A 25,435-nucleotide genomic window follows, 5' to 3' on the forward strand; every position below is an offset into this window, starting at 1 on the left:
GTCAGCGTGGCTTGTCAGGGGGCGCGAGGTGTTAGTGTGACTTTCAGGGCTGCGGCAGGTCGACTTCTTCGCCGTCGGCGTAGACTGTCGGGTTGCGGACGATACCGTCGAGGTGGAGGGGTGCGTCGGTGTCGCCGCCGATGCCCGCGTCGTCGCCGATGGCGATGTGGATGGTTCCGGCGGCCTTCTCGTCGAGGAGGACCGAGCCGACGAGGTCGGTCACACCGACGTTGGTGCCGATGCCGATTTCGGCGAGGTTGTACGCGTCCTGTCCGACTTCCTCGGCGGCCTCCTCGACCTGCTCGCGGATGTCGTCGTCCGAGATGTGGGTGACGAAGCCGTCTTCGACCTCGAAGCGGAGTTCCTGCCCTTCGTCGAGGAGGCCGTGGGGCATCATCGTCCCGTCCACGACGAAGGTCCCAGTCGCGGACTCGGGACTGAGGAAAATCTCGCCCGCGGGGAGGTTCGAGAACGACCCGGCGTCGGCGATAGAGCCGGTGTCGGCGAGCCATTCGCGGTCGCCGCGGACGAAGGTGATGTCCGTGCCCTTCTCGGTCGTGACTCGTACCTCGTCGGCGTCGCCGACGGCGTCGAGCATCGCTTTACTGTGGTCGTAAATCGCGTCGTAGTCGGCGTCGAGACCCGTGACGAACACCTCTTCGGTGATGCCGGGGAGGGTCGCGCCGCGAGCGCCGGCGTCACAGGCGTCACCGCGGGCGCGGGTGTGACTGAGGCTCTTCGACGTCGGTGCGAGGAAGGCGTCGGCGTCGGCCATCGCCGCGGCGACCGGTGCGGGTGGTTCCTCACCGTGCTGGTTACCCGGCGGGTAGCGGATGATGGAGGCGTCGTCGGTCACTTCGCTTGCGACTTCGTAGAGGGCTTCGCCGATGCGCTGGCGCGTGTCGTCGGTGACGACGACGAGTGATTCGTCAGCCTGCAGGTCGAGACACTGGTGGACCGCCGTCTCGCTGGCGGCGCGGAGGTCGGAGTCGTCGATTGCCATGGTCGAACGTGTGATAGCGGTCCGGTTAGGCGTTCCCATCCGCGAGTCAACTGTGTGTTCGTTTCTGCCCGCCGCCTCGCAGTCGGCGAATTTTGCCTGTCAACCACCCCGAAATTCACAGAAAAGTCAAGGCGGATGCCCCGAGGCTTGACCTCGGGGAGGAAGCCGACAACTCGGTACACAAACCACGCTACGATGGTAGCCTGACTCCCAACTAGTAAATAACCACAGCTCAATATGTGAAACACAGTGGAATACCGTCGTACCGCCGTCATCAAACTCGACACACCCGATGGATCCGACCCGCTCCTCCGCGAGACTGTCGATCAGTTCAAACACTGCGCCAACACCGCTTCGGAGTGGTGCTGGCACGGCGACGACGGATACCACGTTACATCCAAAGCCAAAGCCGAACGCGATCTGTACGACCAACTCCGCGACGAAACCAACCTCACCGCCAACCTCGTTCAGAAAGGCATCAGGCGGGCCGTCGAAGCCGTCAAGAGCGGAGTTGAACGTCTCAAACGTGGAGAGAACACGTCACGACCCTACTTCTCAGCGGACAGCGCGGTGTACGACAAACGAAGTGCAACGTTCCACCGCGACCACGTATCCCTCTCCACCGTAGACGGACGTATTGAGTGCGACTACATCCTCCCCAACGACTCGGAGACCCCGCCGACAAAGTACGTCTCCGACGAGGACTTCGAGTTCAGGATGGCGAACTTACAGTACCGAGACGGCGACTGGTACTTGCACGCTTCCATGCGGAAGGTCGAAGCAGATGAGTCCGAATCCGAGTCCAAGCACAGAACAGTCCTTGGTGTGGATTTGGGCGTCAACAACATCGCCGTCGCTTCAACTGGGCGATTCTGGTCGGCAGACGAGTTCAACCACTGGCGAAACGAGTACGAGAAACGCCGTGGGTCGCTTCAACAGTGTGGCTCGCGTCACGCTCACGAGAACATCGAATCAGTGGGTCGCAAAGAGACTGGACGTTTCGAGATCTACTTGCACACGGTGGCGAACGAACTCATCACGGAGGCTGTCGAACACGACTGCTCACACATCGTGTTCGAGGACTTGACGCATATTCGGGAGAACATTCCGGAGGCGACGTGGCAACACGTCTGGGCGTTCAGACGCCTCTACGAGTACATCGAATACAAAGTAGAGGAGTACGACGTGGAAGTCGTACAGGTTGACCCACGGAACACGTCGAAGCGGTGCTCGACGTGCGGGTTTACCCACCCGGAGAATCGGTCTGGTGAAGCGTTCTGTTGTCAGAAGTGCGGATACGAGAACCACGCTGACTACAACGCTTCAAAGAACATCGGTTTGCAGTATCTCCGTCGTCGGCAAAACGCAAACGACGGAGGCGCACCCGTAGATGTGCGCTTGAATCGCGGGACGCTGAACGTGAACGGCGAATATTCGCCTACCGTTGTTAACGGTTAGAACGGGAGCCCACGCGAAAGCCTCGGGGCTTGACCCCGAGGTAATTTACCCCGGGAGTTGTCCAACGACTCACTCACATCGGAGTTAATTTCTACCCACTAACCATCGAAATAACTATGGTCGGCTGCGGCCGTGTTTCAGCCATGATACGAGTGGGTGTCAACGGCTACGGTACAATCGGAAAGCGCGTCGCCGACGCGGTCGAGGCGCAGCCCGACATGGAAATAATCGGCGTGGCCAAGACCCAGCCCAACTTCGAAGCGCACACCGCAGTCAAGCGCGGCTATCCGATGTACGCCGCCATCCCCGAACGTGCTCCGTTGTTCGCCGAAGCCGGCATCGAGGTCGCCGGTGAAGTCGACGAACTCGTCGCGGAAGCGGACATCATCGTCGACTGCACGCCCTCCGGAATCGGGGAGCAGAACCGAGAACTGTACGAGACCCACCACACGCCCGCTATCTTCCAGGGCGGCGAGAGCGCGGACGTCGCGGACGTGAGCTTCAACGCTCGTTCGAACTTCGACGCCGCACGCGACGCCGACTACGTCCGCGTCGTCTCCTGTAACACGACCGGGCTCTCTCGCGTCATCGCCCCGCTCGAAGAGGAGTACGGCGTCGAGAAGGTACGCGCGACACTGGTTCGCCGCGGCGGCGACCCGGGACAGAACTCTCGCGGACCAATCAACGACATCCTCCCGAACCCGATTAAAGTTCCCTCGCACCACGGCCCCGACGTCAAGACCATTTTCCCCGACCTCGAAATCGACACGCTCGGACTGAAAGTCCCGGCGACGCTGATGCACGTGCACGCGCTGAACGTCACGCTCGGCGACGACGTGACGGGCGCACACGTCCGCCAACTGCTCGAAGACGAAGACCGCATCTACGTCATTCCGGAAGGCCTCGGCATCGACGGCGCAGGGAAGCTCAAGGACCTCGCACTCGACGCCGGCCGTCCGCGCGGTGACCTCTGGGAGAACTGCGTGTGGGGCGAATCCATCGGCGTGAACGGCCGCGACCTCTATCTGTTCCAGGCCATCCACCAGGAATCCGACGTGATTCCGGAGAACGTCGACGCCATCCGCGCGATGTTCGACCTCGAAGACAAAGAGACCAGTATGCAGCGCACCGACCGCCAACTCGGCGTCGGTATCTCCGGCGACCCTTCTGGGTTCTCTGAGCAGGCGCGCGCGGAGTTCGCCGACGACGACTAATCGGCGAATCGTCTGTTCAGCCTCTTTTCGGTCGTTTATTGCTCACAGCGCTTCGAACGATACGTCCCCCGTCCCGAGGTCGACGATCGCGACGTGGAAGTCGTCGTCAGCACCTGCAATCGGAAGCCCGCCGGGGTTGAGGTGTGTCGTCTTCCCGTGGTGTTCGACCACCCGCTCGTGGGTGTGCCCGCGGAGGACGTAGTCGTAGGACCCCGATTCGACGAGTGCGTCCACCAGCCCCGATTCGGTGCCGTGGTAGACGGCTATCTCCTCACCAGCGAGCGTCAGGTGCGCGAAATCGTCGTGATAAGTGCCAAACGACTCCACAATTTCGCGGAGTTTCCACTCACCGTCGTTGTTCCCGCGAACCGCGTGGAAGTCGAAGTCCGCGTCGAACGGGGTTGCAGAGAAGGGCGAGACGATGTCGCCGCAGTGGACGACCACGTCCACGGCTTCTGCTTCGAAGTGCGAGACTGCCGCTTCGACGAAGTCGAGGTTGTCGTGCGTGTCGGAGACGACGCCGAGTTTCATACCAGTTGGTTTGGTGGCATCGGATATCAACGTTCGCCGACACTTATGTGCCGAGCGCCCGCCGTTGTCGGTATGTCCCACTTCGCCATCCACTCGGAGGTCGGATTATGAGCGGTGACCCGAATCGCCACCGCGACGATGACCACGATAACCGCGACGACGAGCCACCAAATGAGACTGAATCGGGTGTTCTCGTCCTCGCAACTGGCGACCGCGGTGCCGTCTTCGTCGGTGCTGTGCTCATCCGAATTTCGTCACACAGCGCACTCCATACGCTTGCGGTCCGTGCGGCTGGTTCCTTCTCAGATGGTGGATCTCTCGGCACACTGCTCACGCTCCTCGTCTTCGCAACTGGCGTGGTCTCCCTCGTCGAAGGGGCCGCCAGTCTCGTCGCGAAAAAGAACGCAGACTCCTAAGCTCGACCGTCAGTCCTGCGTCAGCGCTTCGACGCCAGCCAGCGGCGCACCCGTCAGCGCGCGGATGTAGGCGCCGCCAGCGATGGAGACGTGGCCGAAGTCCTCCTCGTCCATGCCGTACATCTCGATAGCGCGGGAGGTGTCGCCGCCGCCGACGACCGAGAAGCAGTCGGTCTCGGAGATGGCCCGAAGGACGCCGACGGTCCCGGCAGAGAAGCGCTCGTCTTCGAACAGGCCGAGTGCGCCCTTCACGAAGACGGCCTCGGAGTCGCGGATGACGGGGTCGTACGTCTCGACCGTCTCGGTTCCCACGTCGAGGTAGGCGCGGTCCTTCTCGTCGATGTCGGAAACGGCGATTTCGGCGCGCTCGTCGTCGTCTTCATACGCGAGGTCGGCTGCGAGAGTAATCTGGTCGCCGCGCTCGTCGAGGAGCGATTCGATGGTCTCGCGGTTGGCTTCCCACTGGTCGTCGAAGAAGTCCATGCCGTCGAGGTCGAAGCCAACGTCGTGACCGGCGGCGCGGAGGAACAGTTCGCCCGCGATACCGCCGAGCAGGAAGCGGTCGACTTTGTCGCCGAGGTTGTTCATCACGTCGATAACGTCGGTCGCTTTCGTCCCACCGACGACCATCGTGACCTGCCCGTCGAACTCGCGTGTCGCGATTGCGGAGTTCGCTTCGTACTCGGTCTGCATTACGCGACCCGCGTAGGCTGGCAGTTCGAGCGCGAAGCCAACGAGAGAGGCGTGAGACCGGTGGGCGGCGGAGTAGGCGTCGTTGATGTAGGCGTCGAACAGGGGTGCGAGCGTCTGGACGAACTCGGTGTCGGCTTTGACTTCGGGTGCTTCCTCGGGGAGTTCCTCGTCGCACATCCGGGTATTTTCGAGGAGGAGAATCTCGCCCGCGGACAGCGACTCGATGGCGTCGATGGCCTCGTCACCGAAGGTGTCGGCGACGAACTGCACGTCGTGGCCGACGTGTTCGGCGAGGATGGCGGCGTGCTGTTCGAGCGAGACGAAATCGTCGCCGCCGGGGCGACCCTGGTGGGCCATGAGCACGACGCGATGGCCGCCCTCGGCGAGTTCGCGGACCGTCTCGGCGTGGCGGTCGAAGCGACGGTTGTCCTGTACCTCGCCGTCTTCGACGGGGGAGTTGAGGTCGAGTCGGACGAGGACGCGCTGTTCTGGGTCGAGGTCGTCGAGGGTGTTGAACATCAGGTGAGAGAACGAAGAGGTGTTACTTAGTGGTGGTCGGGTTGGACCGAAGGCGTGGACTGTTCGGTCGGTGTGGTGGTCGAATCTGAAACGGGTGTCGCGGCCGAGTCGGCGGCCGGTTCGCGGACGTGGTTACTGGTGGGTGATGAAGTGTGCGACGTCGAGCATCCGGTTGGAGAAGCCGTACTCGTTGTCGTACCACGTCAGAATCTTGTAGAGACCGCCGTCGTTGACCTGGTTCGTCGTGTTGAGGTCGACGGTGCTGGAGAACGGCAGGCCGAGGATGTCACGCGAGGTGACTTCGTCGTCCGTGTAGCCGAGGACGCCAGCGAGCGGGCCGGAGTCGGCGGCGTCGCGGAAGGCGTCGTTGATCTCCTCGACCGAGGGCTTGGCTTCGAGGCGGACGACGAGTTCCGTGAGCGACCCGTTCGGAACGGGGACGCGAATCGCCATCCCGTCGAGCTTGCCGTCGAGCTGGGGCAGAATTTCGGTCGCCGCCTGTGCGGCACCGGTCGTCGTGGGGACGATGTTCTCGGCGGCGGCGCGACCGCGACGCTGCTTTGCGTGCGGGCTGTCGATGAGGTTCTGGCTGCCCGTGTAGGCGTGAACGGTCGTCAGGAGACCGTTCTCGATGCCGAACTCCTCGTCGAGCACCTTCGCGACCGGCGTGACGGAGTTGGTCGTACAGGAGGCGTTCGAGACGACGTCTTCGCCCGCGTACTCGTCGTGGTTGACGCCGTAGACGAGCTGTTTGACCGGCTCGTCGCCCTTCGGCGGGGCGGAGATGACGACCTTGTCAGCACCGGCTTCGAGGTGCGCCGAGGCGTCCTGCTTCGTCCGGAAGATGCCCGTACATTCGAGTGCGACGTCCACGTCGAGTTCGTCCCACGGCAGTTCTGCCGGGCTCTGGACGTTGTAGAGTCCGACGGACGTGCCGCCGATGGTCAGCGAGTCGCCGTCGCGTTCGACGCCGTCGAGACGACCCATGACGGAGTCGTACTTCGCGAGGTACGCCATGTCGTCGAAGTCCATGACGTCGTTGATAGCGACGAGGTCGACCTTCGGGTTCTCCTGTACGGCACGGAAGATGTTCCGACCGATTCGGCCGAACCCGTTGAGTGCCACCCGCACCACGTCCGACTCGTCCACGCTCTCGTCCGCGTTGAGGTAAGAAATTTCACTCATGTTCGAGTAGTTACCGGCTAGATATCCAGGTGCCAACAGTATATCTGTTTCGGAAAACGCAGAGAATCAAGCGGGAGCTGTCGTCCCCGAACAATCATAAACAAAAACCAATCAAAACCAAACAAATCACTCCGCTCGTCGGGGGACGGCGAAGTGGTCGTCAGCGGCCGTATACTTCCGCCTCGTGCCGGTTCTCCGAGATGTGACTGTCGCGGACAGAAACGTTATAACCTCCCATTCCATAGCGGCCCCCATGGTCAGAGACGACCGCGACGACCCGTTCGACAACATCTTCGACGAAATCGAACGGATGATGAACGACATGACGAGAGGCGACGCCGGATTCGCCTCCGAAACCCACATCCACGTGTACGATGAGGGTGACGTGCTTCGACTCGTCGCGGACCTTCCGGGCGTCGATAAAGACGCAATCGACCTCAAGTGCGACGGTGAAACGTTGACAATCAGCGCCGCCGGAGACCGCCGCGAGTACGACGAACGTGTCCGCCTCCCCGCACACGTCGACGAACACTCCGCGAGCGCCACCTTCAACAACGGCGTCCTGCAGGTCACGTTCGACCGCTCTGAGGACTCCGCCGAAATCGACGTCGAGTAACGCGCTCGCCGCCGGAGACGGCCGACTTACGACTTCTTTGCGACCCGTTCGACCAGCGCCGCCAGTCTGTCGAAAAAGCCCGCTTCGTACTTCGCGTCGTCGTCGATAGTGGGCCGTGCGTTCGTCTCCGAGACGACGACTCGCCCGTCAGATTCGAGGAGATCTACGCCGAGATAGCGAATCCCGAGTTCGTCGGCGACCGACTCGGCGAGTCGGCGGTATCGGTCCGGAACGTCGACGCCGACAGCGTCGGCTCCGCGGTGGACGTTGTGTTTCCATCGCCCCTCGTCGCGTGCCTCGGCAGGCAATTTGCGCTCGACTGCTCCGACCACCCGACCGTCGAGTACCATCACGCGATAGTCGCGGGCGTCGGGCAGCCACTCCTGGACGAGATACGACTTGTCGCCGGTGGCTCGATAGTCGTGGACGAGGTTTAGGTGGTCGACGAGACCGAGCAGTGAGTCGGGGTCGTGGGCTTTCGCGATGCCGACGCCGCGCGTCGTCGAGTTCGGTTTGACGACGACCGGGTAGTCGATATCGGCGTCGGAAACGGCCCGGAGGAGGTCCTCAGCGTCGGTCGGATTCGAGACGTACACGCTCTCCGGGACCGGCAGCCCGGCACGAGAGAGTCGTGCGATAACGCCCGCCTTGTTCCGCGACATCAACACGTCCTCGCGGGTGTTCACCCACGGGATGTCGTGCCGGGCGGCGACGACGCCGCCTTCCATCGCGCGCGTGGGAAAGACGAATCCGACGTCGAACTCGTCGCTCGGGGAGCGACCGAGGTCGAGCGCGAACTGCTTGGCGCGCAGGTGACCCACCTCGATACCGCGCGCCGCGAGTGGCTCGCGCATCCGCTCGAACGTCTCGCTGCTGGTCGTGACGGCCAGCCGAAGCATACGCTACGAGGGGCAGCGCCAGGTCAAAAAGTGGCTGGTTCGTGGCGAACTTACGCGACGAGCAGTTCTTCGCCGCGCTCGACGACGATGCGGCACGGCGGCGACATCTTGTTGTACGCACGGCGGAAGGCGTCCTTCGCGGTCTTGGCGTCTTCGACGTCGCAGTAGATGGTGAAGACCTTCTCGCCCTTGGGGATGCGAGCGGCGGTCCCGACGACCTTACCGAACGACTGGCGCATCCCGTCGGAAACACGGTCTGCACCGGCACCGGTCGCCTGCTTGTTCTCGCGGATGACGTGGTGCGGGAACTTACGCAGGACCATCTTGTACTGCTTCTCGCCGGCGTTCTTGAGCATCGTGCGGTTCGCCGACAGACGCGCGGATTCGAGCGAACCGTGGCGAATCTGGACGTCCTCGTCGACGATCAGGCTGATCTCGACGGGGTAGTCCTCGGGGTCCGCCTGCAGGTCGCCCATGTTGTGCTGTGCGATTTTGGAACCGGGAATGCCCGTGATGTACTCGCGTCGCGTGTACGCCGGGTTCTTGATCTCCCGGTACATAGAGGCGGGTTTGTCTGACATAGTTACTTGTGAGGTGTGAGGGTCACACGGGCTAAAAACGCTTCGAAGCGTCGTTCGGCCGCCTCGTCGTGTGATTTCCTCACACGCGCATCCCCGCCGAACCGAATCGGCGTGTTCCTGACACAGCTCGTGGCTCGTGATACCGATGGACAGTCTTATCAGATTTCCACACTTCGCTTCGGACGATGTTGCTCGTCTGCGACACCATGCCGTCGGACGGTCCGACGTACTTCACGGATGCCCTCGTCACCATGGCGCTCGACGGGCGCGAGGGCGTCGTCCACTCGATACCCGATGCGGGCCTCCCGGCACTTTCGGGTGTCGACGCAGCTATCGTCAGCGGGAGCACCGCAGGTGTCTACGAGACCGACGACCGGCCGTGGATCGACGGTGCCAGAAAGCTCGTCCGCGACCTCGCTGCCCGAGAGATTCCCACGCTCGGCATCTGTTTCGGCCACCAACTCGTCAACGACGCCTTCGGTGGCAGCGTCGAAGCGGGCGACCAACAACGCGGACTGGTCGACGTCGAATTCGACGACGACCCGCTTTTCGACGGCCTCTCCGAACGAACCCCACTCGTCCACGGCGACTACGTTGTCGAACCGGGTGACGGCATGGAGACCATCGGCTCGGCAGACTACTACGACCACCTCGCGACCCGACACGAGTCGCTCCCGGTCTGGACCGTTCAGTACCATCCCGAGTTTACGGCGTCACTTCTCGACCGCATCGCAGACGACTTCGGCTGGCCGGACGCGGACGACGAACGGGACTTCTCGGACGTGAACGCGGCACAGACTATCGATAACTTCGCGCGCGTAGCCGGTCTCGACTGATTCTTCGCCCTCTCTGACTACGCTTCGTCGTCTTTCGACCCACCCTCGTCATCGTCTTCCGACTCGCTCTCGTCGTCAGCCTCGGGCGGGCGCTCGCCCGTCTCCGGGTCGAGGGCGACGAACTCCAGCCCCTCACGGTCGAGTAGGTCTCCGGCCCGGTCCGTGACTGACGGTGCGACCAGAATGCCGCGAATCGTCTCGCCGTCGCCGAACTCGCGGTGGAACGCGTCTACGTATCGGCGGAGTTGGCTCGCCGCGGCGGGGCCGACTCGCCGTCGCTTCAACTCCACGACGACGGGGTTTCCGTCGGCGTCCTCGCCGAAGATGTCGACCGGGCCAGCGTCGCTCTGACGCTCGGTTTCGAGCGGTTCGAACCCGGATTCGAGGATGTCGGGGTCCGAGAGGATGTGCTGTCTGAGGTCCTCTTCGCTGCCGAACAGTTCGAGGTCGCTTCGGTCGTCGACGGCGTAGGTCGAACACTGGTCGACGCGCTCGAAGAACACGTCGAGTCGTTCGTCCGGATTCGAGCGCGTGCTTCGAACGCGGAGGCGACCGTCGCGGACGCTGGCGGTGTGTTCGCACCCCGGCGGTTGCCAGTTGACGGGCGTTCGCTTCTCGTCGGTGTGGACGAGGATGGAGCCGTCCGGCTTCAGAATCACCAGTCGGTCGCCGGGGCCGAGTTCGCTCGTCGCGCGACCGTCGTAATCCACCGTACAGCGACCGAACACCGTAATCATGTCTTCGCGCTCGAAGGCGGCTTCGAGATGGACGAGCGCGTCGCGATGGGTCGGTCGGTGAAGTGTGTTCACCGTCATCCGGATGTCGTCGTGCGGTTCGTCGTCACGGGGGATAAACACCGCGTCGTCGCCCGAGCCGTGGGACTCGATGCTACGCTTATGTCGCTTCCATGCGTATATGTGGCATGGCCCCCGAATATCCGGAGAGCAATCGAGTCGAGATGACCGACTCGGAAATCGACCGCATGCTCCGCGACCACGGCGTCGGCGTACTCTCGCTCGCCGACGAGGGTGTCGCGTACGGGATTCCCATCTCGTTCGGGTACGATGAAGAGCGAGGCAAGCTCTACTTCGTCTTCCTCCGCCCGGGAGCGTCCTCGAAGAAGTCCGACTTCGCCGAGCAGACCGCACGCGCGAGCTTCTCTGTCTGGGAAGCCCCGTCGCGGTTCGAGTGGCGGAGCGTCGTCGCCGAGGGTGAACTCCACCACATCGAGGACGACGACTGGGAGCGCGTCAACGATATCCTCGAAGACAACGCCTGGTTCCCGAGCCTGTTCTCTGAGACCTCCCCCATGCAGGATATGCTCGGGTGGGAACTCCGTATCGACCACTGCTCCGGCCTCCAACGTCGACAGGCGTAAAGCGCCCGTCTGCGCGGAGCGAACGCACTGCCGCAGTTGTTCTTTTATTTCGCCCCTCGTCGTATCGTGTGTGAATCGCTCGCAGTGGTACGCGCTGACTGTCGTCGCCATCGGGGAGCTATTTGTCATGTCGCTGTGGTTCAGCGCCAGTGCAGTGGCTCCACAACTAGCAGTCGAGTGGGGACTGACCCTCAGTCAAGCCGCGTGGTTGACGACGGTCGTCCAACTCGGATTCGTCGGCGGCGCGCTCGCCTCCGCGGCGCTCACTCTCTCTGACGTCGTCCCACCGCGATATCTCCTCGCGGGGTCTTCGCTGGTCGGTGCTGCCGCGACAGTCGTGCTCGGAACCGTCGTCGAATCGCCAGCGGTGGCGTTGTCGCTGCGGTTTCTCACGGGTGTCGCACTCGCCGGTGTCTATCCACCCGGAATGAAGCTCGTCGCGGGGTGGTTCCGCGAGGGGAGAGGGTTCGCAATCGGGACGCTCATCGGCGCGCTCACTGTCGGATCCGCCCTGCCGCACCTACTCCGTGCCGTCGGCGGTATTGACCGCCCTCGACTCGTCCTCCTCGGGGCGGCGACTCTCGCAACTGTCGGCGGGCTTCTCGTCCTTCGCGTTCGCCCCGGTCCGTATCAGTCCCCTGCGGCCCCGTTCGACCCGGCGGCGGTGCGGCGCATCCTCCGTGACCCGCCGACGCTCCTCGCCAACACGGGCTACTTCGGACACATGTGGGAACTCTACGCCGTCTGGACGTGGCTCCCCGTGTTTCTCACGCTCGCGTTCGACGCCTCTTCCCACCCACAGGCGACTCCCGAGGCCGCCGCTCTCACCGCGTTCGGCGCGATTGCCATCGGTGGCGTCGGCGCACTCGTCGCGGGCCGCGCCGCCGACATCTGGGGTCGGACTACCGTCACGGCCGTGAGCATGGTCGGAAGCGGTCTCGCCAGTCTCCTCGCGGGGCTCGTCTTCGGTGCGTCGCCGCTCGTCGTCGTCCCCTTCGTCCTCGGGTGGGGATTCGCCATCGTCGCCGACTCGGCGCAGTTCTCTGCGGCCGTCTCGGAACTTGCGGACCCGAGCTACCTCGGAACCGCGCTCACGCTCCAGACGGCGTTTGGATTCCTCCTGACCGTCGTCTCGATTCAACTCACGCCCGTCGTCGCCGACCTCGTCGGCTGGCAATGGGCGTTCGCGCCGCTCGCGGTCGGCCCTGCCATCGGCACGTTCGCGATGTTGCGTCTCCGGCGACACCCCGACGCAGCGAAGTTGGCCGGTGGACGCGGGTGACCCTCCCGAGCGTCGAGCATGCACACTGAACGAACGACGGAGAAGACGACGCTGCGCTCGCGGTTCGAAAAGACATTCGCGGGCGCGCCCGAGAAAGACACAAACTGAACGCGACGTTCCGCCCTCTTTTCGCACCCCTACTTAAACCACCCCGGATAGCGCGGGACTGGATACCTCCGGCATACGGCCGTCAATAGAAGTATGAACTCGTCGTCTCTGTCCATCGGTGGTGTCGCGGCTCACAACTCCCACAACGCTGACCCTGGCGTCGTCCTCTCCGCCCTCAGCGACGACGATAGCCGGCGTATCCTCGCCGCCTGTGACGAACAGGCGATGACTGCCCAAGAGTGCGCAGACGCCTGTGACGTGCCGCTTTCGACGGTGTACAGGAAGCTTGGCACGCTCTCCGAGGCGTCTCTCCTCGAAGAGAGTCGCCGGATTCAGGCGGCGAACCACCACCCGCGCGAGTACTCGACGAGCTTCGACACGCTGTCGCTGTCGCTCGCGGCCGGCAGCGACGTCGCAGTCGAGTTCCGAAACGTTGCGACCGACGGTGGGACGACCACCGAGGAGCGCTGAGTGGGATGTCAGGCACCGAACTCGGTGCGGCCGGCGTCGAACTGATGCGGGACATCTCGGTTACTGTCCGCGAAACGGGGTTCGAAGATGCACACGCGTCACCAGAGGTCGATTAATCATGACTGACTCACAACAAGAATACGAATTCACCTGTCCGGAGTGTGGACAACAGTTCGAAGTAAACGGTGGCATGCGAGACGCGCTCTTGGAACGGGGCTGTCCGGTCTGTGCTGCGACAGTCCCGAACGACGCGTTCTCGGCAGCGATGACGTAGTAGTGTCGGAGCGAGTTTCATTCTTCGCGGAGTTCTCACCGCCGGAGAAACAGCAGACTACATATACTACGACTTACCGTACTACAAACTACCATGACCGACAGCGCGGACTACACCTTCGAGTGCCCGGAGTGTGGCGAGTCCATGATGGTCAACGCCTCCATGCGGGACGCGCTCATCGACAACGGGTGTGTCATCTGTGGGTCGACCGTCTCACAGCAATCGTTTTCGACCGCGTGAGCAGTCGGCGCGCTTCTCCTCACTACTTCGGGCGGGTCTGCGGTTTGCTCGACCGGGCTCGTCGCCCGTGACACAAAGATAACAGTGATTACTTGTCACCCCAGTTTGAGGGGTATAACAGATGTCCTTGGACCAGCAGACTGAACTCTCGTCTGACGCTATCGACGAGCTTTTGGCCCGGCACGAGACCGGTGTGCTGACGCTCGCCAGGAGTGACGAGCCGTACGCGATTCCTATCTCCTACGGGTACGACCCCGAATCGAAGCGATTCTACCTCCGCCTCGTCTCGACGCCCGAAAGCGAGAAACGGCAGTTCCTGACTTCGTCGCCGCAGGCGCGCCTCGTCATCTACGAGGAAGCGGGCCGAACCTACCGGAGCGTCATCGCCGAAGGGACGCTCAATCAGGTCGACCCCGACGAGATGACTGTCGAACACATCGTCCAGTACGGGGATGCAAAACGACCACTGTTCGAAATCTGGGGCGAGACGAAGCGTAACCTCGATATCCAGCTCTTCGAACTCGACGCCGAGACGCTGAGCGGCCGTGAGGTCGTCGTCGACGAAGACGAAGAATGAGACCCCTGGGTGGGACGACCCACTCGGACGGCTACTCTCCACTCGATACACTCGTCTCTCCACCCGATACATTCGCCTCTCGCGTCCCGACGTAACCACCCGCCGGGACCCGCAAACTCAAGTACGTCGACTGCCGACTCGGGCGTAGTGCGATGCCTGCTGGGATACGTGCGACAGTCGAGTTCAACTCGCCATCTATCTGCCCGATTACGGCGGTTGCGTACGCGACCGACTCGACCGTCCACTCGGTTTCGACGAGTGTCGCACCCACGCCCGACACCGTCAGCATCTCGGAATTCGTCGTCGACTCCGAGGACGTTCCCGACGACATCCCCGTCGAATCTGTCTTCTCCTACGGTGACACGCACGTCTACCGAATCGAACACGACGGGAGTGCCAACTGCCCGTGTGAGTGTCTCGGCGAGTTCGGCTGTCCAATCGACCGCTATTTCACCGCCCGCGGGTCGCTCACGCTCGTCTTTCACGCGAGCGACTACGACCAACTACAGGCGGTCATCGGTGAACTCCGCGACCGGTACCCCGACGTAGATATCAAGCGACTCGTCCGCTCTCCGACAGGGGAGGCTGCCGAGGACAACGTCTTCGTCAACCGCGGGAAACTCACCGACCGCCAGTTAGAGGTTCTCCAGACTGCCTACGAGATGGGCTACTTCGAGCGCCCGCGACGGGCCAACGCCACCGAGGTTGCCGAAACCCTCGACATCAACCAATCGACGTTCGCCGAACACCTCGTCGCCGCCCAGTCGAAACTACTCGAAGATATTCTCGAAGAAGGGTCCTGACTACTCCACGCCACACCATATCATGGCATAAAAGGCCATGTCGTACCATACCATACCACTCCACTCCACTCCACTCCACTCTGTCGTCAGTCGCCGCCTCCACGCGGGGTATATAAACCACCCCTGCTATCGGGGATGACCGTTCGTTCCGGTTTAGCGAGTTCATTGGAGTATGAGTCAGGCAACGCTTCCGCCGTCTGTTCGTTCGCACACTAGTGGGTCTCCCTCCGAAGTCGTGGTCGACGACCAGGAGACCATCGACGTCCTCTTCGAGACGCTCGACGACCCTGACTGCCGACGTATTCTCGATGCGACTGAGGGGAACCCAATGTCCGCGAGCGAACTCGCCGAGGCATGTGACTTGCCGCTCTCGACGACCTACCGGAAGCTCGACCGACTCACCGATTCCGACCTCGTATCGAAGGAACTCCGTATCTGCCGGTCTGGGAAGCACACTGCCGAGTACGAACGCGCTATCGACGACGTGACGGTCTCTGTCTCTCCGTCCGGATTGGAAGTGCGACTCTCGTTCGTCGGCAACTGAGTTCGCCGTGGGCTGTTGATTGGGCGAAGAAAACGTCTCGACGAGGTCGTTGGAGAGTCGTTACGCGATATCGGCGGTACTAGCCGAGCGAGAGGGCGAGATTCCGGTAACCTTCCCGAACGCGCTGCCGAACATGTAGAACACGGAGACGTTGACGTAGAACTGGACGGTCGGGACGAGAATGATTCCGATACCGAACGTGAACGTCACCAGTGCGCTCGTGAGTAGCTGCGCGACGAACGCGATGCCGAACGGGATGAGCCACGCGATGAGGTAGTCGAAGCTCAGAAGCACGTCTTTCAGAAGCGAGAAGTCGAACGCTGCGCCGATGCTGTCTTCGACGGCCATGTTCGTGAGCGCAGCAGGGACGAGGTAGTACAGGACGAACAGTCCGACGAAGCTCGCCAAGAGGCCGATGACACCGACGCCGCCGAGGATGCCTGCAGCGGCGTCGTTTCCGCTCCCCGCACCACCGACGCTGAGTGTGAGACTGACACCGATGAGTGCGAAGGGGAGGATTCCGTATACCAGTGTGACGACGACTCCCTTGAGGCCATCGACGAACATCTTCCCCCAATCATCGAACTCCGGAGGCTCCGGTTCGTTGCGTGCAGTCGATTCGAGGACGCGAACTAGATATCCGAACAAGAGGAACATCGGGATAACCAAGATGCTCCCGGCGACGAGCAGTGAACCGATAACAATGCGACCGAGTGTGTTGTCCCCAGAAAGGGGGTAACTCAGACCATCTTCTAACATTTGCAACTGATTGATTTATTCACACTCATTTAAATGTTCGACTTGCTAGACTATCTTGAGTAATTTACTGTTGGGCGAGGAATAATGGCGATTTCTGTGGAAGGTCACTGCCGTTCTGTGTTGAACAGTCACTTCGCCACGAAGTCGTCACAAAGTTCCGCTATCGACTTTTTGTGTCCTTCCGTGCAATACGTGCGCTGTCGCTTACAGGACACGGCTGCCTCCCGGATTGTGAACCACGCCCGGAAATGCTCGCTTCGCTCGGTGGTCGGGTTCAGAGAAGTGCCGCCTCCCGGATTTGAACCGGAGGAAGACATGCTCACTCGCTTCGCTCGTTGCGCGTGCCTTCCAGGGTTCAGAATCCGGTCGCGAGCATTTTCACTGCTCACGTTGTTCGCAGGAAAATGCCGCCTCCCGGATTTGAACCGGGGACAGCTCGATCTTCAGTCGAGTGCTCTCCCAGTCTGAGCTAAGGCGGCGCAACTTGGAAGAAGCACAGGGACGAAAAAACGATTTCGAATTCGCCCTACGTATCGGTCGGTTCCCACCCGGTCACGTCGCTCGGAATCAGCTCACCGTTGACGTGCCAGTCCCGCGGGCGCAACGCCACGACACCGATTGTCGCGTAGAACCCGGCGACCAGCGCGACGACGACGTTGCCGGGGATACCTCCCACGCCAGCGCTCGCGACCAGACTCGTCTGGTCGGCGTACGCGGTCAGTTGGATGACCCACGCGACGAGCATCACGAGAAACAGCGGGAGGTAGACACGCCGGAGTCGGTGGGCGAGCGCCTCCTCGAACGGTATCTTCAGGTTGGGCGTCCGGTAGTCGTCACCGAGTTTCTGCCGCCAGTTGTCGTCGACGACACCACCCTCGGGGTCGAGCGCGTAGGCGAAGACGTTCTGTTGGAACATGCGCACTCGCGACCGCCAGATGTCGTACGCACGGAACCGACGCGCCTCGATACAGAGGAAGATGCTCAGCGTCACGACGCCGAGCAGGATGATGTAGTGCGGGTGGTTCTGTGCGGAAAACGACCACGTGAGGATACCGGCCATCAGCGTGATTGCCCAGTTGCTCGTCCTGTCTAACCGCTCGCGCCAGGACTTCATTCGGTGGATTTCACCGCGATACAGGTGGGCAAACGACGACCCCGGCCCCATCGACTCCTCGAAGACGCCTGCACCGATGTGTGAGTCGGGTGGCGACGGCGGTTCTGGTGACTCCCCCTCGTCAGACATTGTTGTTCTATTTATGCACAACTGCCAGCGGATATGAGCCTTCTGCCTTCGCGATGGTCCGACGCACACACTGCACAACTGTTTGGGGTACGGTCGCCAAGCGTCGCCACTCGCAGATGTTAGAAAATGTCTCAGAACTCGATACTCCTACCGCTGCGGGAATCTCGGCGAGTTACAGTCGCTCGAGGTTCTTCGCGCGCGGGCCCTTGGGGGCGTCTTCGATTTCGAATTCGACTTCTTGTCCCTCTTCGAGGTCCGGGCCGCCGATGTCTTCCATGTGGAAGAACACGTCGTCGTCCGCGTCGTCTGTCGAGATGAAGCCGTAACCGCCGGTGTCGTTGAAGAAGTCAACCTTACCTTTCGCCATTGCCTTTGTATGGGGGTCCCACGGACGGTTAATCTTTCCGCATACTCGACCGTCGGGTCGTGGCTCGGAACGACTCGCGAGCGCCGCCGCTCAGTGGTGTGAAAAACCGAAGAAAGTCCGTTCGTCTGTGAGAGTACCGCGTGGAACTGAAACCTGCTTAGAGGCGGGTGACGTTCTTCGCGCGGGGACCCTTGGGGGCCTGTTCGATGTCGAATTCGATTTCCTGTCCCTCTTCGAGGTCCGGGCCGCCAACATCTTCCATGTGGAAGAACACGTCGTCGTCCGCGTCGTCAGTAGAGATGAAACCGTAACCGCCAGTGTCGTTGAAGAAGTCAACCTTACCTTTCGCCATTGCCTTTGGATACCCGCACGACGCACTCATAAGTCTTGTGAAGCTGTGAACGAACGGAGCCAATAACCAGCTCCGAATCCAAATCTATCGAGGCATCATAATCAGAATTGGATGTGTGTTGTCTTCGACACCTACTGACGACACTCTTTGGCGGTGATTCTGGCTGCTTCTTTCCTTCCCGAACTTCCAGCCGCCGTCTCCCGAATCTGCACACTGTTTCCGTTCACGGGGACGGGGGACAGCTCGACCTTTAGTCGAGACTGATGAATGGGAATTACGCCGAAAAAGTATGTCGCCTCCCCGATTGTGAACTACGCCCGGAAGTGCTCGCTTCGCTGCGCGTTCCCGGTCTAGTTCAAATCCGGTCGGGAACAGTTTCACTGCTCACGACTCGGTCGCGTCGCTCCCTCGGTAGTTCGCAGGAAAATGCCGCCTCCCCGATTTGAACGGGGGACAGCTCGATCTTCAGTCGAGTGCTCTCCCAGTCTGAGCTAAGGCGGCTCGCATTCTTCCGAAGCCGGAGCCAGTCAAAAAGACTTTCGAATCGGCCGTCGGCGTCGGGTCAGCGATACCGTCCGTTCATCGCGGCCGAGCGCCCGCGTTCGACGCGAGTTCGGATGCCTTTCAGCATCTTCCGTTCCATGAGGAACTGTATCGGCTCGGTGACGAGGCGGTTCATCATTCGCCCGTACAGCGTCTCGGAACGCCCGCGGAATCGAATGACGAGCCTCGTCGCTCCGGGGGCGACCTCGTGCAGTGCGAAGGTCCACGTCGCGTCACTCTCGCCGGTTTCCCATCCGGGCGCGCTCAACACGAGGCTTTGCCCGGGATTGACGACCGCGACGTGGAACGAGGGGAGACCCGACCCGCGCGGGCCGAGTCGCACCTCGTCCCCAATGTCGAGTTGCTGCTGATTGGGGCGATTGCCCCCGGCGTCGTCTATCTGCAGTCCGAAGAGGTTCTCCAGTCGTTCGTAACTGTAGAATCCGCTGCGGCCCTGTCCCATCTGTACCAACCACGGCCAGACCGCCCGCGCTGGTGCGGCGATGGTAATCGCTCGCGTCGATTCCCAGTCCGCATCGTCGACGAAGTCGTCGCCCGGAAGTGTCTCTGCTGCTTCGTCGTCGGTCGTTCCCCATCGTCTGTGCCACGGCCGCAATGCGAGGAGGTAGCCCCCCGCGAGGGTTGCGCCCGCAATTCCAAGTGCCCGTGAAAGTCGTTCGATACCCATTGTGCCTCTGGTGGACCCACGTTCGGCAGAGGGTATGATAATGTTACCCCCGAGTATCGAATTCGAAACTATTCACGACCGACCAGAGAAGCCCACCGACCACTGCCCCGAGTGCATTGGCGAGCATATCTGCCACAGAGAACATCCGATTCGGTGCCATCACTTGAAAGAGTTCGACGCCCACGCCGTAGGCAGTCGCGATGGCGATAGCTGCGAGGAGGACCGTGTTTTGCTTGGCACGCAGGGCGGCCGCGACGCCGAATCCCAACCCCGCGTAGGCACCCGCGTGCAGCCACTTATCCACACCAACGAGTCCGAGTGGCCCCAGTGCGGCGAGGTCGGCCCCGGTTGGCTGTATCGCCGAGGCGATGAAGATGGCTATCGCATAGGTGTAGACGGCGACGACCGAGTACGGGTGTTTTCGGGCGCGGGCTCTGATGGTCACTAGGTAGGTGTGGTTTCGGTATCGGGTAAAATGGTTCGTGTTGGTGAGGTTGGGGGTTGTGGGGCTCGGGCGGAGTCGAACCTCGGTCGCAACCCTCCGGGTTGTTCCCTGGCTCGACTCCTTCCTCGCGAACAGATTTGTGACTCACCGTTCGGTTCGTCACAAAATCTGATGGGCTCGGGCGGAGTCGAACCACCGATCTCTTCCTTGTAAGGGAAGCGTCATAACCACTAGACCACGAGCCCTGCATCTGCAAGCAATCCGCTCGCGCTCATAACGGTTGTTGTTTCGACCGGACCGCGGAACCCTTAGACATACGGCGCGCTACCACTCCACTAATGACCTCTCGGGCACGGACTGTCCTCTTCCTCGCTGCCGTCCTCGTTGCGGCCGGAAGCGTCGTCTATCTCATGAACCCGGCCATCGTCCCCGGGTCGACCTCCGACTACGAGCGAACCACGCTCACCATCGTCGACGACGAAACAGGTGACACACTCGCCCGCGTGGACGCTCGCGTCGCCGACACCCACGCAAAGCGCTACACCGGGCTGAGCGACACCGAATCTCTCGAAGCGGGCGAAGGCATGTGGTTCGTCCACGACTCGTCGGGCACCTACGCCTACGTCATGCGTGACATGGACTTCCCGCTGGACATCATCTTCGTCGCCGAAAACGGCACTATCACGACCATCCACCACGCCGAACTCGACCCCGAAGGAACGAGCGAGTCGGACCTCACCCGCTATCGCGGGACTGGGACGTACGTGCTCGAAGTCCCCTATGGCTACACCAACGAGACGGGTATCGAGGAAGGCGACCGAGTCGTCCTCGACTGAAAGCGAAACGTCCGAGGGGGCGGGGTGTCTGTCCCCGGTATGGGCGAACACGTCGATGCACTGGCGGACCTCGAAGGCTGGCGCGCCGAGGACTTCGCGGCGCGCGTCCACTACCGCGGCGCTGACGACGCCTACAGCATCGAATACTACGAGCCGTCGAACTGCGTCCTCTACTGGAAAGTGAAAGGCGACGGCGAGGTAGCTGTCCCCGTCGGCAGAGAGTCCGTTCCCGACCCGCTCCGCAAGCGCGTGCGACAGGACCTCGACGACGCGGGCGTCGACCCCGACACCGAAGCCCGTCAGTTGTAGAACCGGCGCAGCGCGCCCCCACCCGAGTCCTTTACTGTCGCCGTCCCTTCCAACACTGGCATGCCCGCTGATTCGGACGACGACCCCTTCGAGGACCAGCGCGAGCGGGTCGACAACCCGATGCGACGACTCTTCGCCGAGTACGGACGGGAGAACCTCCCGCAGTTCGTCCTCGGCGTCGTCGCTAGCGTCGCCGCTCGCGTCTTGGACCTCCTTCCACCGGTCGTCCTCGGCCTCGCCATCGACGCCATCATCCGACAGGAGAAGTCCTTCGCGGCGGCGTTCCCCGTCGTCCCCGAGGCATGGCTCGCACCATTCGTTCCCACCGCCAGAGGCGACCAGTTCTTCTTCGCCGTCGGCATCATCGTCTTCAGTTTCCTCGGCGGGGCCGCGTTCCACTGGCTTCGCAACTGGGGCTGGAACTCCTTCGCCCAGAACATCCAGCACGCCGTCCGCACCGACACCTACGACCGGATGCAGCGACTCAACATGGACTTCTTCGCCGACAAGCAGACCGGCGAGATGATGTCTATCCTCTCGAACGACGTGAACCGACTCGAACGGTTCCTCAACGACGGGATGAACTCCTTTTTCCGCCTGTCGGTGATGGTCCTCGCAATCGCGGTAGTCCTCCTCTCGTACAACTGGCAGCTCGCGCTCGTCGCGCTGGTTCCGGTTCCGCTCATCGCCGTCTTCACGTGGAAGTTCGTCCAAATCATCCAACCGAAGTACGCCGAGGTTCGCTCGTCGGTCGGCACGCTCAACTCCCGCCTCGAAAACAACCTCGGTGGCATTCAGGTCATCAAGACGTTCAACGCCGAGTCTCACGAGTCAGACCGCGTCGACGGCGTCTCGATGGACTACTTCGGCGCGAACTGGGACGCCATCAACACCCGAATCAAGTTCTTCCCGGCGCTCCGCATCCTCGCGGGTATCGGCTTCACGCTCACCTTCGTCGTCGGTGGCCTGTGGGTCATCGAGGGACAGGGTCCCGGCCCGTTCACCGGCGAACTCGGCGTCGGTGAGTTCGTCACGTTCATCCTGCTCACCCAGCAGTTCGTCTGGCCGCTCGCCCAGTTCGGGCAAATCATCAACATGTACCAGCGTGCCCACGCCTCCAGCGAGCGCATCTTCGGTCTGATGGACGAACCCGCCCGCCTCGCCGAGAAAGAAGACGCCCCGGACCTCACCGTCACCGACGGTCGTGTCGAGTACGACGACGTCACCTTCGGCTACGACGACGACGAGACAATCGTCGAAGACATCTCCTTCGAAGTCGGCGGCGGCGAGACGCTGGCCCTCGTCGGCCCGACGGGAGCGGGCAAGTCGACCATCCTCAAACTCCTCATGCGGATGTACGACACGGACGAGGGCACCGTTAGCATCGACGGACAGGACGTGCGCGACGTGACGCTCTCTAGTCTCCGCCAGCGCATCGCCTACGTCAGCCAAGAGACGTTCCTGTTCTACGGGACGGTCCGCGAGAACATCGCTTACGGGACGTTCGACGCCGACGAAGAGGACATCGTCGCGGCCGCGAAGGCCGCCGAGGCACACGAATTCATCTCGAATCTCCCGGACGGGTACGACACGAAAGTCGGCGAGCGCGGCGTGAAACTCTCGGGCGGCCAGCGCCAGCGCGTCTCCATCGCCCGCGCGATTCTCAAAGACCCCGATATCCTCGTCCTCGACGAGGCGACTTCGGACGTCGACACCGAGACCGAGATGCTCATCCAGCGGTCGCTCGACACGCTCACGGAAGACCGGACGACCTTCAGCATCGCTCACCGGCTCTCGACGATTAAGGACGCAGACACCATCGTCGTCCTCGAAGACGGCCGTATCGTCGAACGCGGCACCCACGACGACTTGCTGGCTGACGACGGCCTCTACGCCCACCTCTGGGGCGTGCAGGCGGGCGAAATCGACCAACTTCCCGACGAGTTCGTCGAGCGCGCCGCCCGCCGCCAGGCCGAAGTCGATGCGAGCGACGACTGACCGACCGCGCTCGTTCGCCCGAAGCGCCTACCACTAAGGCCGCGCCCCGCTTTCTCCCGGCATGCGACTCTCCGAGGCCACTTGGACCGAGGTCGCCGACCTCGACACCGACCTCGCGCTCCTCCCGGTCGGAAGCACAGAGCAACACGGCCCGCACGCACCGCTCGGCACAGACGCTCTCAACGCCGAATCAGTCGCCAGCGCTGGAGCGGAGGCCTTCGACGACGACGTGCTCGTCGCCCCGACGATTCCGGTTGGCGTCGCCGAGGAACACCGCGCCTTCGACGGCACACTCTGGGTCTCCCCAAATACTTTCCGCGCGTACGTCCGCGAGACCATCGACTCCCTCGCCCACCACGGCTTCGACCGCGTCGTCGTCGTCAACGGCCACGGCGGGAACGTCGAAGCCCTCACGGAATGCTGTCGCCGCCTCTCCCGAACCGGAGACGCCTACGCCGTCTCGTTCACGTGGTTCAATGCGGTCGGTGACCACTCCTCGGACATGGGTCACGGCGGACCGCTCGAAACCGCACTCCTCCGACACACGCACCCCGAACTGGTCCGTGAGGACCGCATCGACGAGGCCCGCGAGGGTGCGGCCGACCGCTGGGGCGAGTGGGTTGCGGGCGTCAATCTCGCCCACGACTCCGACGAGTTCACCGAAAACGGCGTCGTCGGCGACCCGGCTGACGGCGACGCCGAACGCGGCGCGGAACTGGAGTCGCTCGCCGCTGAATCGCTTGCGACGTTGCTGACGGCAGTAAGAGAGAAATCACTCGACTGAGGCGAGGCAGTCGGCGGAGGCCGACCCGATTACCCTATTCTTCCTCTTCCTCTTCCTCTTCCTCTTCCTCTTCTTCCTCCTCACTTTCTCCGTCGGCGTCTGCTGCCTCGGCAGCCTCGGTGAGCGCACCGCGGAGTTGCGGCATCGTGTTGGTGAGTTCGCCCACGAGTTCGTGTGCCTCCTCGACCATTTCGAGGAGTTCCTGCAGTTCCTCGATGGCTTCTTCGAGGTCCTCGGGGTCGTCGAACGCATCGGCGCGCTCGCCGATGACGTACCACTTCTTGGCCTGCCGGACGTGCTCTGCGGCACCGTCTACGTCCAGTGACGAGCGAAGGCCGTTGAGGACGCCCAGAACGTTGTCCGCTTCGGCGTCCCACACGTCGTCCGCATCGGGCAGGGCCGTGCGTGCCTCGCCGAGGTGTTCCTCGACGTCGGCTCGCATCTCCGCTGCCGCCTCTCCGAACAGGTCGTCGTCGCCGAGCGTACTTTGACTCATGCCAGCACATTCGGCACGTGGGGGTTTAAAAACAACCCCGAAAGTGAAAGTGAAATCGAGGGACTCGGTCGCGGTCGCGGCCGATTTACTCAGCGAATGTCACCGAGATATCGCGCCTCTCGATTCGCGGTCTTCACTTGACGCTGAAGCGCGTCTGGCAGTTCACGCGGGAAAAACCAGTAGTCGTCGAGTTCGTCCACCGCGAGCCACGTGACGCCAACTTGTTTTGCGTCTCTCACCGTGGGCTGGACAGGGTCGTCATCGACGAGTTCGCACCAGAAGAAGTGGTCTACCCGGTGGTCGTCGTCCTCGGCTCCACCCTCATCCTCGTCTTCGTCCGTGTCATAATTCGATGGGATGTAGTCTCGGACGAACGCGAGCGATTCGACCTCGACCTCGTACCCTGTCTCTTCGCGGACTTCGCGGCGGACCGTCTCCGAAAGCGACTCGCCCGTCTGTTGTCCCCCGCCGGGGGTCAAATACCAACGCTCGCCGTCGCCGGACCCGTATTGGACGGTCAGGAGGGTTCCATCGTAGACAACGAGGCCGCGAGCGGCGATTCGGGGGCTCATTCCTCGACCGAGACGAGTTTCATCAGCGGGTAGCCGTCTTCCATCTCCATCTTCGTGCGGACGGTCACGTCCTCGTACTCGATTCGCATCTCGACGCGCATCAGCGACCCCGTGAGCTCGGTGTAGTCGGCCGTCGAATCGGCGAGTTTGGCTTCGAGTTCGTCGTCGAGGATGTCCACAGTGACGGACTCGCAGTGGGGTTGGTTCTCGATGGACTCCGCTATCGCTTCTTCGAGGCTTCGAGCGCTGTCGGGAGACACCGGCGTCCCGGCGAACTGGTGGTAGAGCGAGCCGAACTTGATGCCCGCTTCGAAACAGGCAGACTGCGGGTCAGTGACCATGTCTGCGAGTCTGTCGCTCGGGCCTAAAGTTCGCCGGTCGGGCCGCTCGCGGGCGCGAACCGGTCCTTACTTAG

General features: G+C 62.3%; 33 protein-coding genes and 3 tRNA genes. 17 read left to right on the plus strand and 19 right to left on the minus strand.

Features of this window, described 5'->3' with window-relative positions:
- Positions 1-43 precede the first annotated feature (43 nt).
- The gene (locus KU306_RS06995; protein WP_258303261.1) at positions 44-1,003 is read right to left on the minus strand and encodes an aminopeptidase; all 960 of its coding nucleotides are present in this window, start codon (positions 1,001-1,003) and stop codon (positions 44-46) included.
- A gap of 249 nt (positions 1,004-1,252) precedes the next feature.
- Here KU306_RS06995 and KU306_RS07000 point away from each other — a divergent pair, with 249 nt between their 5' ends.
- The gene (locus tag KU306_RS07000) at positions 1,253-2,461 is read left to right on the plus strand and encodes an RNA-guided endonuclease InsQ/TnpB family protein (protein ID WP_007544742.1); all 1,209 of its coding nucleotides are present in this window, start codon (positions 1,253-1,255) and stop codon (positions 2,459-2,461) included.
- 143 nt (positions 2,462-2,604) lie between these two features.
- A complete protein-coding gene (locus tag KU306_RS07005) occupies positions 2,605-3,675 on the plus strand; it encodes a type II glyceraldehyde-3-phosphate dehydrogenase (RefSeq protein WP_049918865.1) in 1,071 nt (356 codons plus the stop codon).
- A gap of 42 nt (positions 3,676-3,717) precedes the next feature.
- Here the strand turns inward: KU306_RS07005 and KU306_RS07010 are convergent, their stop codons facing one another.
- The gene (locus tag KU306_RS07010; protein WP_258303262.1) at positions 3,718-4,206 is read right to left on the minus strand and encodes a metallophosphoesterase; all 489 of its coding nucleotides are present in this window, start codon (positions 4,204-4,206) and stop codon (positions 3,718-3,720) included.
- A 107-nt stretch (positions 4,207-4,313) separates the two neighbouring features.
- Here KU306_RS07010 and KU306_RS07015 point away from each other — a divergent pair, with 107 nt between their 5' ends.
- Complete coding sequence (locus KU306_RS07015) at positions 4,314-4,622, plus strand: hypothetical protein (protein ID WP_258303263.1); 309 nt, start codon at positions 4,314-4,316, stop codon at positions 4,620-4,622.
- A gap of 9 nt (positions 4,623-4,631) precedes the next feature.
- Here KU306_RS07015 and KU306_RS07020 read toward each other — a convergent pair whose 3' ends face one another.
- Together KU306_RS07020 and gap are read right to left on the minus strand one after the other, a co-directional pair.
- Complete coding sequence (locus KU306_RS07020) at positions 4,632-5,834, minus strand: phosphoglycerate kinase (RefSeq protein WP_258303264.1); 1,203 nt, start codon at positions 5,832-5,834, stop codon at positions 4,632-4,634.
- Between the two features lie 132 nt (positions 5,835-5,966).
- Positions 5,967-7,019, minus strand: coding sequence for a type I glyceraldehyde-3-phosphate dehydrogenase (gap, locus tag KU306_RS07025; RefSeq protein WP_258303265.1), 1,053 nt, complete (start codon positions 7,017-7,019; stop codon positions 5,967-5,969).
- 253 nt (positions 7,020-7,272) lie between these two features.
- On the opposite strand from gap, the gene KU306_RS07030 reads away from it, so the two are divergent.
- Positions 7,273-7,635 (plus strand): Hsp20/alpha crystallin family protein, encoded by a 363-nt coding sequence (locus KU306_RS07030; protein ID WP_007544751.1) that lies wholly within the window; start codon positions 7,273-7,275, stop codon positions 7,633-7,635.
- A gap of 26 nt (positions 7,636-7,661) precedes the next feature.
- On the opposite strand, the gene KU306_RS07035 is transcribed toward KU306_RS07030, so the two are convergent.
- Together KU306_RS07035 and KU306_RS07040 are read right to left on the minus strand one after the other, a co-directional pair.
- Positions 7,662-8,534 carry an ATP-grasp domain-containing protein gene (locus KU306_RS07035; RefSeq protein WP_258303266.1) on the minus strand — a complete coding sequence of 291 codons (873 nt, stop codon included), beginning with the start codon at positions 8,532-8,534 and terminating at the stop codon, positions 7,662-7,664.
- 50 nt (positions 8,535-8,584) lie between these two features.
- Entirely contained in the window at positions 8,585-9,115 is a 531-nt protein-coding gene (locus tag KU306_RS07040; protein WP_007544755.1) for a 50S ribosomal protein L16, read from the minus strand.
- Between the two features lie 185 nt (positions 9,116-9,300).
- Between KU306_RS07040 and KU306_RS07045 the strand changes: the two genes are divergently transcribed.
- The gene (locus KU306_RS07045; RefSeq protein WP_258303267.1) at positions 9,301-9,951 is read left to right on the plus strand and encodes a type 1 glutamine amidotransferase; all 651 of its coding nucleotides are present in this window, start codon (positions 9,301-9,303) and stop codon (positions 9,949-9,951) included.
- Between the two features lie 17 nt (positions 9,952-9,968).
- Here the strand turns inward: KU306_RS07045 and nucS are convergent, their stop codons facing one another.
- On the minus strand, positions 9,969-10,766 hold the full coding sequence (nucS, locus tag KU306_RS07050; protein WP_258303380.1) for an endonuclease NucS: 798 nt from the start codon (positions 10,764-10,766) through the stop codon (positions 9,969-9,971).
- Positions 10,767-10,873: 107 nt separating this feature from the next.
- Between nucS and KU306_RS07055 the strand changes: the two genes are divergently transcribed.
- The 8 genes from KU306_RS07055 (at position 10,874) to KU306_RS07090 (ending at position 15,628) form a co-directional block, all read left to right on the plus strand.
- Positions 10,874-11,329: a pyridoxamine 5'-phosphate oxidase family protein gene (locus KU306_RS07055; protein WP_007544760.1), complete on the plus strand. Its 456-nt coding sequence runs from the start codon at positions 10,874-10,876 to the stop codon at positions 11,327-11,329.
- 127 nt (positions 11,330-11,456) lie between these two features.
- Complete coding sequence (locus tag KU306_RS07060) at positions 11,457-12,611, plus strand: MFS transporter (protein WP_258303381.1); 1,155 nt, start codon at positions 11,457-11,459, stop codon at positions 12,609-12,611.
- Positions 12,612-12,812: 201 nt separating this feature from the next.
- Positions 12,813-13,190, plus strand: coding sequence for a winged helix-turn-helix domain-containing protein (locus KU306_RS07065; RefSeq protein WP_258303268.1), 378 nt, complete (start codon positions 12,813-12,815; stop codon positions 13,188-13,190).
- Positions 13,191-13,308: 118 nt separating this feature from the next.
- The gene (locus tag KU306_RS07070) at positions 13,309-13,464 is read left to right on the plus strand and encodes a DUF7560 family zinc ribbon protein (RefSeq protein WP_258303269.1); all 156 of its coding nucleotides are present in this window, start codon (positions 13,309-13,311) and stop codon (positions 13,462-13,464) included.
- 93 nt (positions 13,465-13,557) lie between these two features.
- Positions 13,558-13,704 (plus strand): DUF7560 family zinc ribbon protein, encoded by a 147-nt coding sequence (locus KU306_RS07075; RefSeq protein WP_007544766.1) that lies wholly within the window; start codon positions 13,558-13,560, stop codon positions 13,702-13,704.
- A 121-nt stretch (positions 13,705-13,825) separates the two neighbouring features.
- Positions 13,826-14,281: a pyridoxamine 5'-phosphate oxidase family protein gene (locus tag KU306_RS07080; protein ID WP_007544767.1), complete on the plus strand. Its 456-nt coding sequence runs from the start codon at positions 13,826-13,828 to the stop codon at positions 14,279-14,281.
- A 152-nt stretch (positions 14,282-14,433) separates the two neighbouring features.
- On the plus strand, positions 14,434-15,084 hold the full coding sequence (locus KU306_RS07085) for a helix-turn-helix domain-containing protein (protein WP_258303270.1): 651 nt from the start codon (positions 14,434-14,436) through the stop codon (positions 15,082-15,084).
- 172 nt (positions 15,085-15,256) lie between these two features.
- Positions 15,257-15,628 (plus strand): winged helix-turn-helix domain-containing protein, encoded by a 372-nt coding sequence (locus KU306_RS07090; protein ID WP_258303271.1) that lies wholly within the window; start codon positions 15,257-15,259, stop codon positions 15,626-15,628.
- 60 nt (positions 15,629-15,688) lie between these two features.
- Here the strand turns inward: KU306_RS07090 and KU306_RS07095 are convergent, their stop codons facing one another.
- The 9 genes from KU306_RS07095 to KU306_RS07135 all read right to left on the minus strand — a co-directional run bounded on the left by KU306_RS07095 (position 15,689) and on the right by KU306_RS07135 (position 20,270).
- Positions 15,689-16,387: a DUF4013 domain-containing protein gene (locus KU306_RS07095; protein WP_007544770.1), complete on the minus strand. Its 699-nt coding sequence runs from the start codon at positions 16,385-16,387 to the stop codon at positions 15,689-15,691.
- A gap of 405 nt (positions 16,388-16,792) precedes the next feature.
- Positions 16,793-16,866 (minus strand) — tRNA-Phe (locus KU306_RS07100).
- Positions 16,867-16,913: 47 nt separating this feature from the next.
- Positions 16,914-17,630, minus strand: coding sequence for a DUF2270 domain-containing protein (locus KU306_RS07105; RefSeq protein ID WP_007544771.1), 717 nt, complete (start codon positions 17,628-17,630; stop codon positions 16,914-16,916).
- A gap of 172 nt (positions 17,631-17,802) precedes the next feature.
- Positions 17,803-17,997: a cold-shock protein gene (locus KU306_RS07110; RefSeq protein WP_007544772.1), complete on the minus strand. Its 195-nt coding sequence runs from the start codon at positions 17,995-17,997 to the stop codon at positions 17,803-17,805.
- A gap of 157 nt (positions 17,998-18,154) precedes the next feature.
- On the minus strand, positions 18,155-18,349 hold the full coding sequence (locus tag KU306_RS07115) for a cold-shock protein (RefSeq protein WP_007544773.1): 195 nt from the start codon (positions 18,347-18,349) through the stop codon (positions 18,155-18,157).
- Between the two features lie 427 nt (positions 18,350-18,776).
- Positions 18,777-18,850, minus strand: a tRNA-Phe gene (locus tag KU306_RS07120).
- A gap of 61 nt (positions 18,851-18,911) precedes the next feature.
- Positions 18,912-19,580 carry a hypothetical protein gene (locus KU306_RS07125; RefSeq protein ID WP_007544775.1) on the minus strand — a complete coding sequence of 223 codons (669 nt, stop codon included), beginning with the start codon at positions 19,578-19,580 and terminating at the stop codon, positions 18,912-18,914.
- A 43-nt stretch (positions 19,581-19,623) separates the two neighbouring features.
- A complete protein-coding gene (locus KU306_RS07130; protein WP_258303272.1) occupies positions 19,624-20,025 on the minus strand; it encodes a VanZ family protein in 402 nt (133 codons plus the stop codon).
- A gap of 172 nt (positions 20,026-20,197) precedes the next feature.
- Positions 20,198-20,270, minus strand: a tRNA-Val gene (locus KU306_RS07135).
- 93 nt (positions 20,271-20,363) lie between these two features.
- On the opposite strand from KU306_RS07135, the gene KU306_RS07140 reads away from it, so the two are divergent.
- From KU306_RS07140 to KU306_RS07155, 4 genes are all read left to right on the plus strand, one after another.
- Complete coding sequence (locus KU306_RS07140; protein ID WP_258303273.1) at positions 20,364-20,861, plus strand: DUF192 domain-containing protein; 498 nt, start codon at positions 20,364-20,366, stop codon at positions 20,859-20,861.
- Positions 20,862-20,900: 39 nt separating this feature from the next.
- Positions 20,901-21,170: a DUF7538 family protein gene (locus tag KU306_RS07145; protein ID WP_049918867.1), complete on the plus strand. Its 270-nt coding sequence runs from the start codon at positions 20,901-20,903 to the stop codon at positions 21,168-21,170.
- A 60-nt stretch (positions 21,171-21,230) separates the two neighbouring features.
- Entirely contained in the window at positions 21,231-23,168 is a 1,938-nt protein-coding gene (locus tag KU306_RS07150) for an ABC transporter ATP-binding protein (protein ID WP_258303274.1), read from the plus strand.
- 61 nt (positions 23,169-23,229) lie between these two features.
- The gene (locus KU306_RS07155) at positions 23,230-23,952 is read left to right on the plus strand and encodes a creatininase family protein (protein ID WP_258303275.1); all 723 of its coding nucleotides are present in this window, start codon (positions 23,230-23,232) and stop codon (positions 23,950-23,952) included.
- Positions 23,953-23,986: 34 nt separating this feature from the next.
- Here KU306_RS07155 and KU306_RS07160 read toward each other — a convergent pair whose 3' ends face one another.
- From KU306_RS07160 to KU306_RS07170, 3 genes are all read right to left on the minus strand, one after another.
- Positions 23,987-24,448, minus strand: coding sequence for a DUF5790 family protein (locus tag KU306_RS07160; RefSeq protein WP_258303276.1), 462 nt, complete (start codon positions 24,446-24,448; stop codon positions 23,987-23,989).
- 89 nt (positions 24,449-24,537) lie between these two features.
- Positions 24,538-25,020 carry an NUDIX domain-containing protein gene (locus KU306_RS07165; protein WP_258303277.1) on the minus strand — a complete coding sequence of 161 codons (483 nt, stop codon included), beginning with the start codon at positions 25,018-25,020 and terminating at the stop codon, positions 24,538-24,540.
- On the minus strand, positions 25,017-25,361 hold the full coding sequence (locus KU306_RS07170) for a dihydroneopterin aldolase family protein (protein WP_007544784.1): 345 nt from the start codon (positions 25,359-25,361) through the stop codon (positions 25,017-25,019). The genes KU306_RS07165 and KU306_RS07170 overlap by 4 nt, the downstream gene beginning before the upstream one ends.
- Positions 25,362-25,435 lie beyond the last annotated feature (74 nt).

The sequence above is a fragment of the Haloferax larsenii genome (assembly GCF_024730625.1).
Taxonomy (GTDB): Archaea; Halobacteriota; Halobacteria; order Halobacteriales; family Haloferacaceae; genus Haloferax; species Haloferax larsenii.

What these genes read in the sequence shown, in the direction of transcription:
- KU306_RS06995 (WP_258303261.1), bottom strand. Translation starts at nt 1,003, where the DNA reads ATGGCAATCGACGACTCCGACCTCCGCGCCGCCAGCGAGACGGCGGTC.
- KU306_RS07005 (WP_049918865.1), top strand. Translation starts at nt 2,605, where the DNA reads ATGATACGAGTGGGTGTCAACGGCTACGGTACAATCGGAAAGCGCGTC.
- KU306_RS07010 (WP_258303262.1), bottom strand. Translation starts at nt 4,206, where the DNA reads ATGAAACTCGGCGTCGTCTCCGACACGCACGACAACCTCGACTTCGTC.
- KU306_RS07015 (WP_258303263.1), top strand. Translation starts at nt 4,314, where the DNA reads ATGAGCGGTGACCCGAATCGCCACCGCGACGATGACCACGATAACCGC.
- KU306_RS07020 (WP_258303264.1), bottom strand. Translation starts at nt 5,834, where the DNA reads ATGTTCAACACCCTCGACGACCTCGACCCAGAACAGCGCGTCCTCGTC.
- gap (WP_258303265.1), bottom strand. Translation starts at nt 7,019, where the DNA reads ATGAGTGAAATTTCTTACCTCAACGCGGACGAGAGCGTGGACGAGTCG.
- KU306_RS07030 (WP_007544751.1), top strand. Translation starts at nt 7,273, where the DNA reads ATGGTCAGAGACGACCGCGACGACCCGTTCGACAACATCTTCGACGAA.
- KU306_RS07035 (WP_258303266.1), bottom strand. Translation starts at nt 8,534, where the DNA reads ATGCTTCGGCTGGCCGTCACGACCAGCAGCGAGACGTTCGAGCGGATG.
- KU306_RS07040 (WP_007544755.1), bottom strand. Translation starts at nt 9,115, where the DNA reads ATGTCAGACAAACCCGCCTCTATGTACCGGGAGATCAAGAACCCGGCG.
- KU306_RS07045 (WP_258303267.1), top strand. Translation starts at nt 9,301, where the DNA reads ATGTTGCTCGTCTGCGACACCATGCCGTCGGACGGTCCGACGTACTTC.
- nucS (WP_258303380.1), bottom strand. Translation starts at nt 10,766, where the DNA reads ATGACGGTGAACACACTTCACCGACCGACCCATCGCGACGCGCTCGTC.
- KU306_RS07055 (WP_007544760.1), top strand. Translation starts at nt 10,874, where the DNA reads ATGGCCCCCGAATATCCGGAGAGCAATCGAGTCGAGATGACCGACTCG.
- KU306_RS07060 (WP_258303381.1), top strand. Translation starts at nt 11,457, where the DNA reads ATGTCGCTGTGGTTCAGCGCCAGTGCAGTGGCTCCACAACTAGCAGTC.
- KU306_RS07065 (WP_258303268.1), top strand. Translation starts at nt 12,813, where the DNA reads ATGAACTCGTCGTCTCTGTCCATCGGTGGTGTCGCGGCTCACAACTCC.
- KU306_RS07070 (WP_258303269.1), top strand. Translation starts at nt 13,309, where the DNA reads ATGACTGACTCACAACAAGAATACGAATTCACCTGTCCGGAGTGTGGA.
- KU306_RS07075 (WP_007544766.1), top strand. Translation starts at nt 13,558, where the DNA reads ATGACCGACAGCGCGGACTACACCTTCGAGTGCCCGGAGTGTGGCGAG.
- KU306_RS07080 (WP_007544767.1), top strand. Translation starts at nt 13,826, where the DNA reads ATGTCCTTGGACCAGCAGACTGAACTCTCGTCTGACGCTATCGACGAG.
- KU306_RS07085 (WP_258303270.1), top strand. Translation starts at nt 14,434, where the DNA reads ATGCCTGCTGGGATACGTGCGACAGTCGAGTTCAACTCGCCATCTATC.
- KU306_RS07090 (WP_258303271.1), top strand. Translation starts at nt 15,257, where the DNA reads ATGAGTCAGGCAACGCTTCCGCCGTCTGTTCGTTCGCACACTAGTGGG.
- KU306_RS07095 (WP_007544770.1), bottom strand. Translation starts at nt 16,387, where the DNA reads ATGTTAGAAGATGGTCTGAGTTACCCCCTTTCTGGGGACAACACACTC.
- KU306_RS07105 (WP_007544771.1), bottom strand. Translation starts at nt 17,630, where the DNA reads ATGTCTGACGAGGGGGAGTCACCAGAACCGCCGTCGCCACCCGACTCA.
- KU306_RS07110 (WP_007544772.1), bottom strand. Translation starts at nt 17,997, where the DNA reads ATGGCGAAAGGTAAGGTTGACTTCTTCAACGACACCGGCGGTTACGGC.
- KU306_RS07115 (WP_007544773.1), bottom strand. Translation starts at nt 18,349, where the DNA reads ATGGCGAAAGGTAAGGTTGACTTCTTCAACGACACTGGCGGTTACGGT.
- KU306_RS07125 (WP_007544775.1), bottom strand. Translation starts at nt 19,580, where the DNA reads ATGGGTATCGAACGACTTTCACGGGCACTTGGAATTGCGGGCGCAACC.
- KU306_RS07140 (WP_258303273.1), top strand. Translation starts at nt 20,364, where the DNA reads ATGACCTCTCGGGCACGGACTGTCCTCTTCCTCGCTGCCGTCCTCGTT.
- KU306_RS07145 (WP_049918867.1), top strand. Translation starts at nt 20,901, where the DNA reads ATGGGCGAACACGTCGATGCACTGGCGGACCTCGAAGGCTGGCGCGCC.
- KU306_RS07150 (WP_258303274.1), top strand. Translation starts at nt 21,231, where the DNA reads ATGCCCGCTGATTCGGACGACGACCCCTTCGAGGACCAGCGCGAGCGG.
- KU306_RS07155 (WP_258303275.1), top strand. Translation starts at nt 23,230, where the DNA reads ATGCGACTCTCCGAGGCCACTTGGACCGAGGTCGCCGACCTCGACACC.
- KU306_RS07160 (WP_258303276.1), bottom strand. Translation starts at nt 24,448, where the DNA reads ATGAGTCAAAGTACGCTCGGCGACGACGACCTGTTCGGAGAGGCGGCA.
- KU306_RS07165 (WP_258303277.1), bottom strand. Translation starts at nt 25,020, where the DNA reads ATGAGCCCCCGAATCGCCGCTCGCGGCCTCGTTGTCTACGATGGAACC.
- KU306_RS07170 (WP_007544784.1), bottom strand. Translation starts at nt 25,361, where the DNA reads ATGGTCACTGACCCGCAGTCTGCCTGTTTCGAAGCGGGCATCAAGTTC.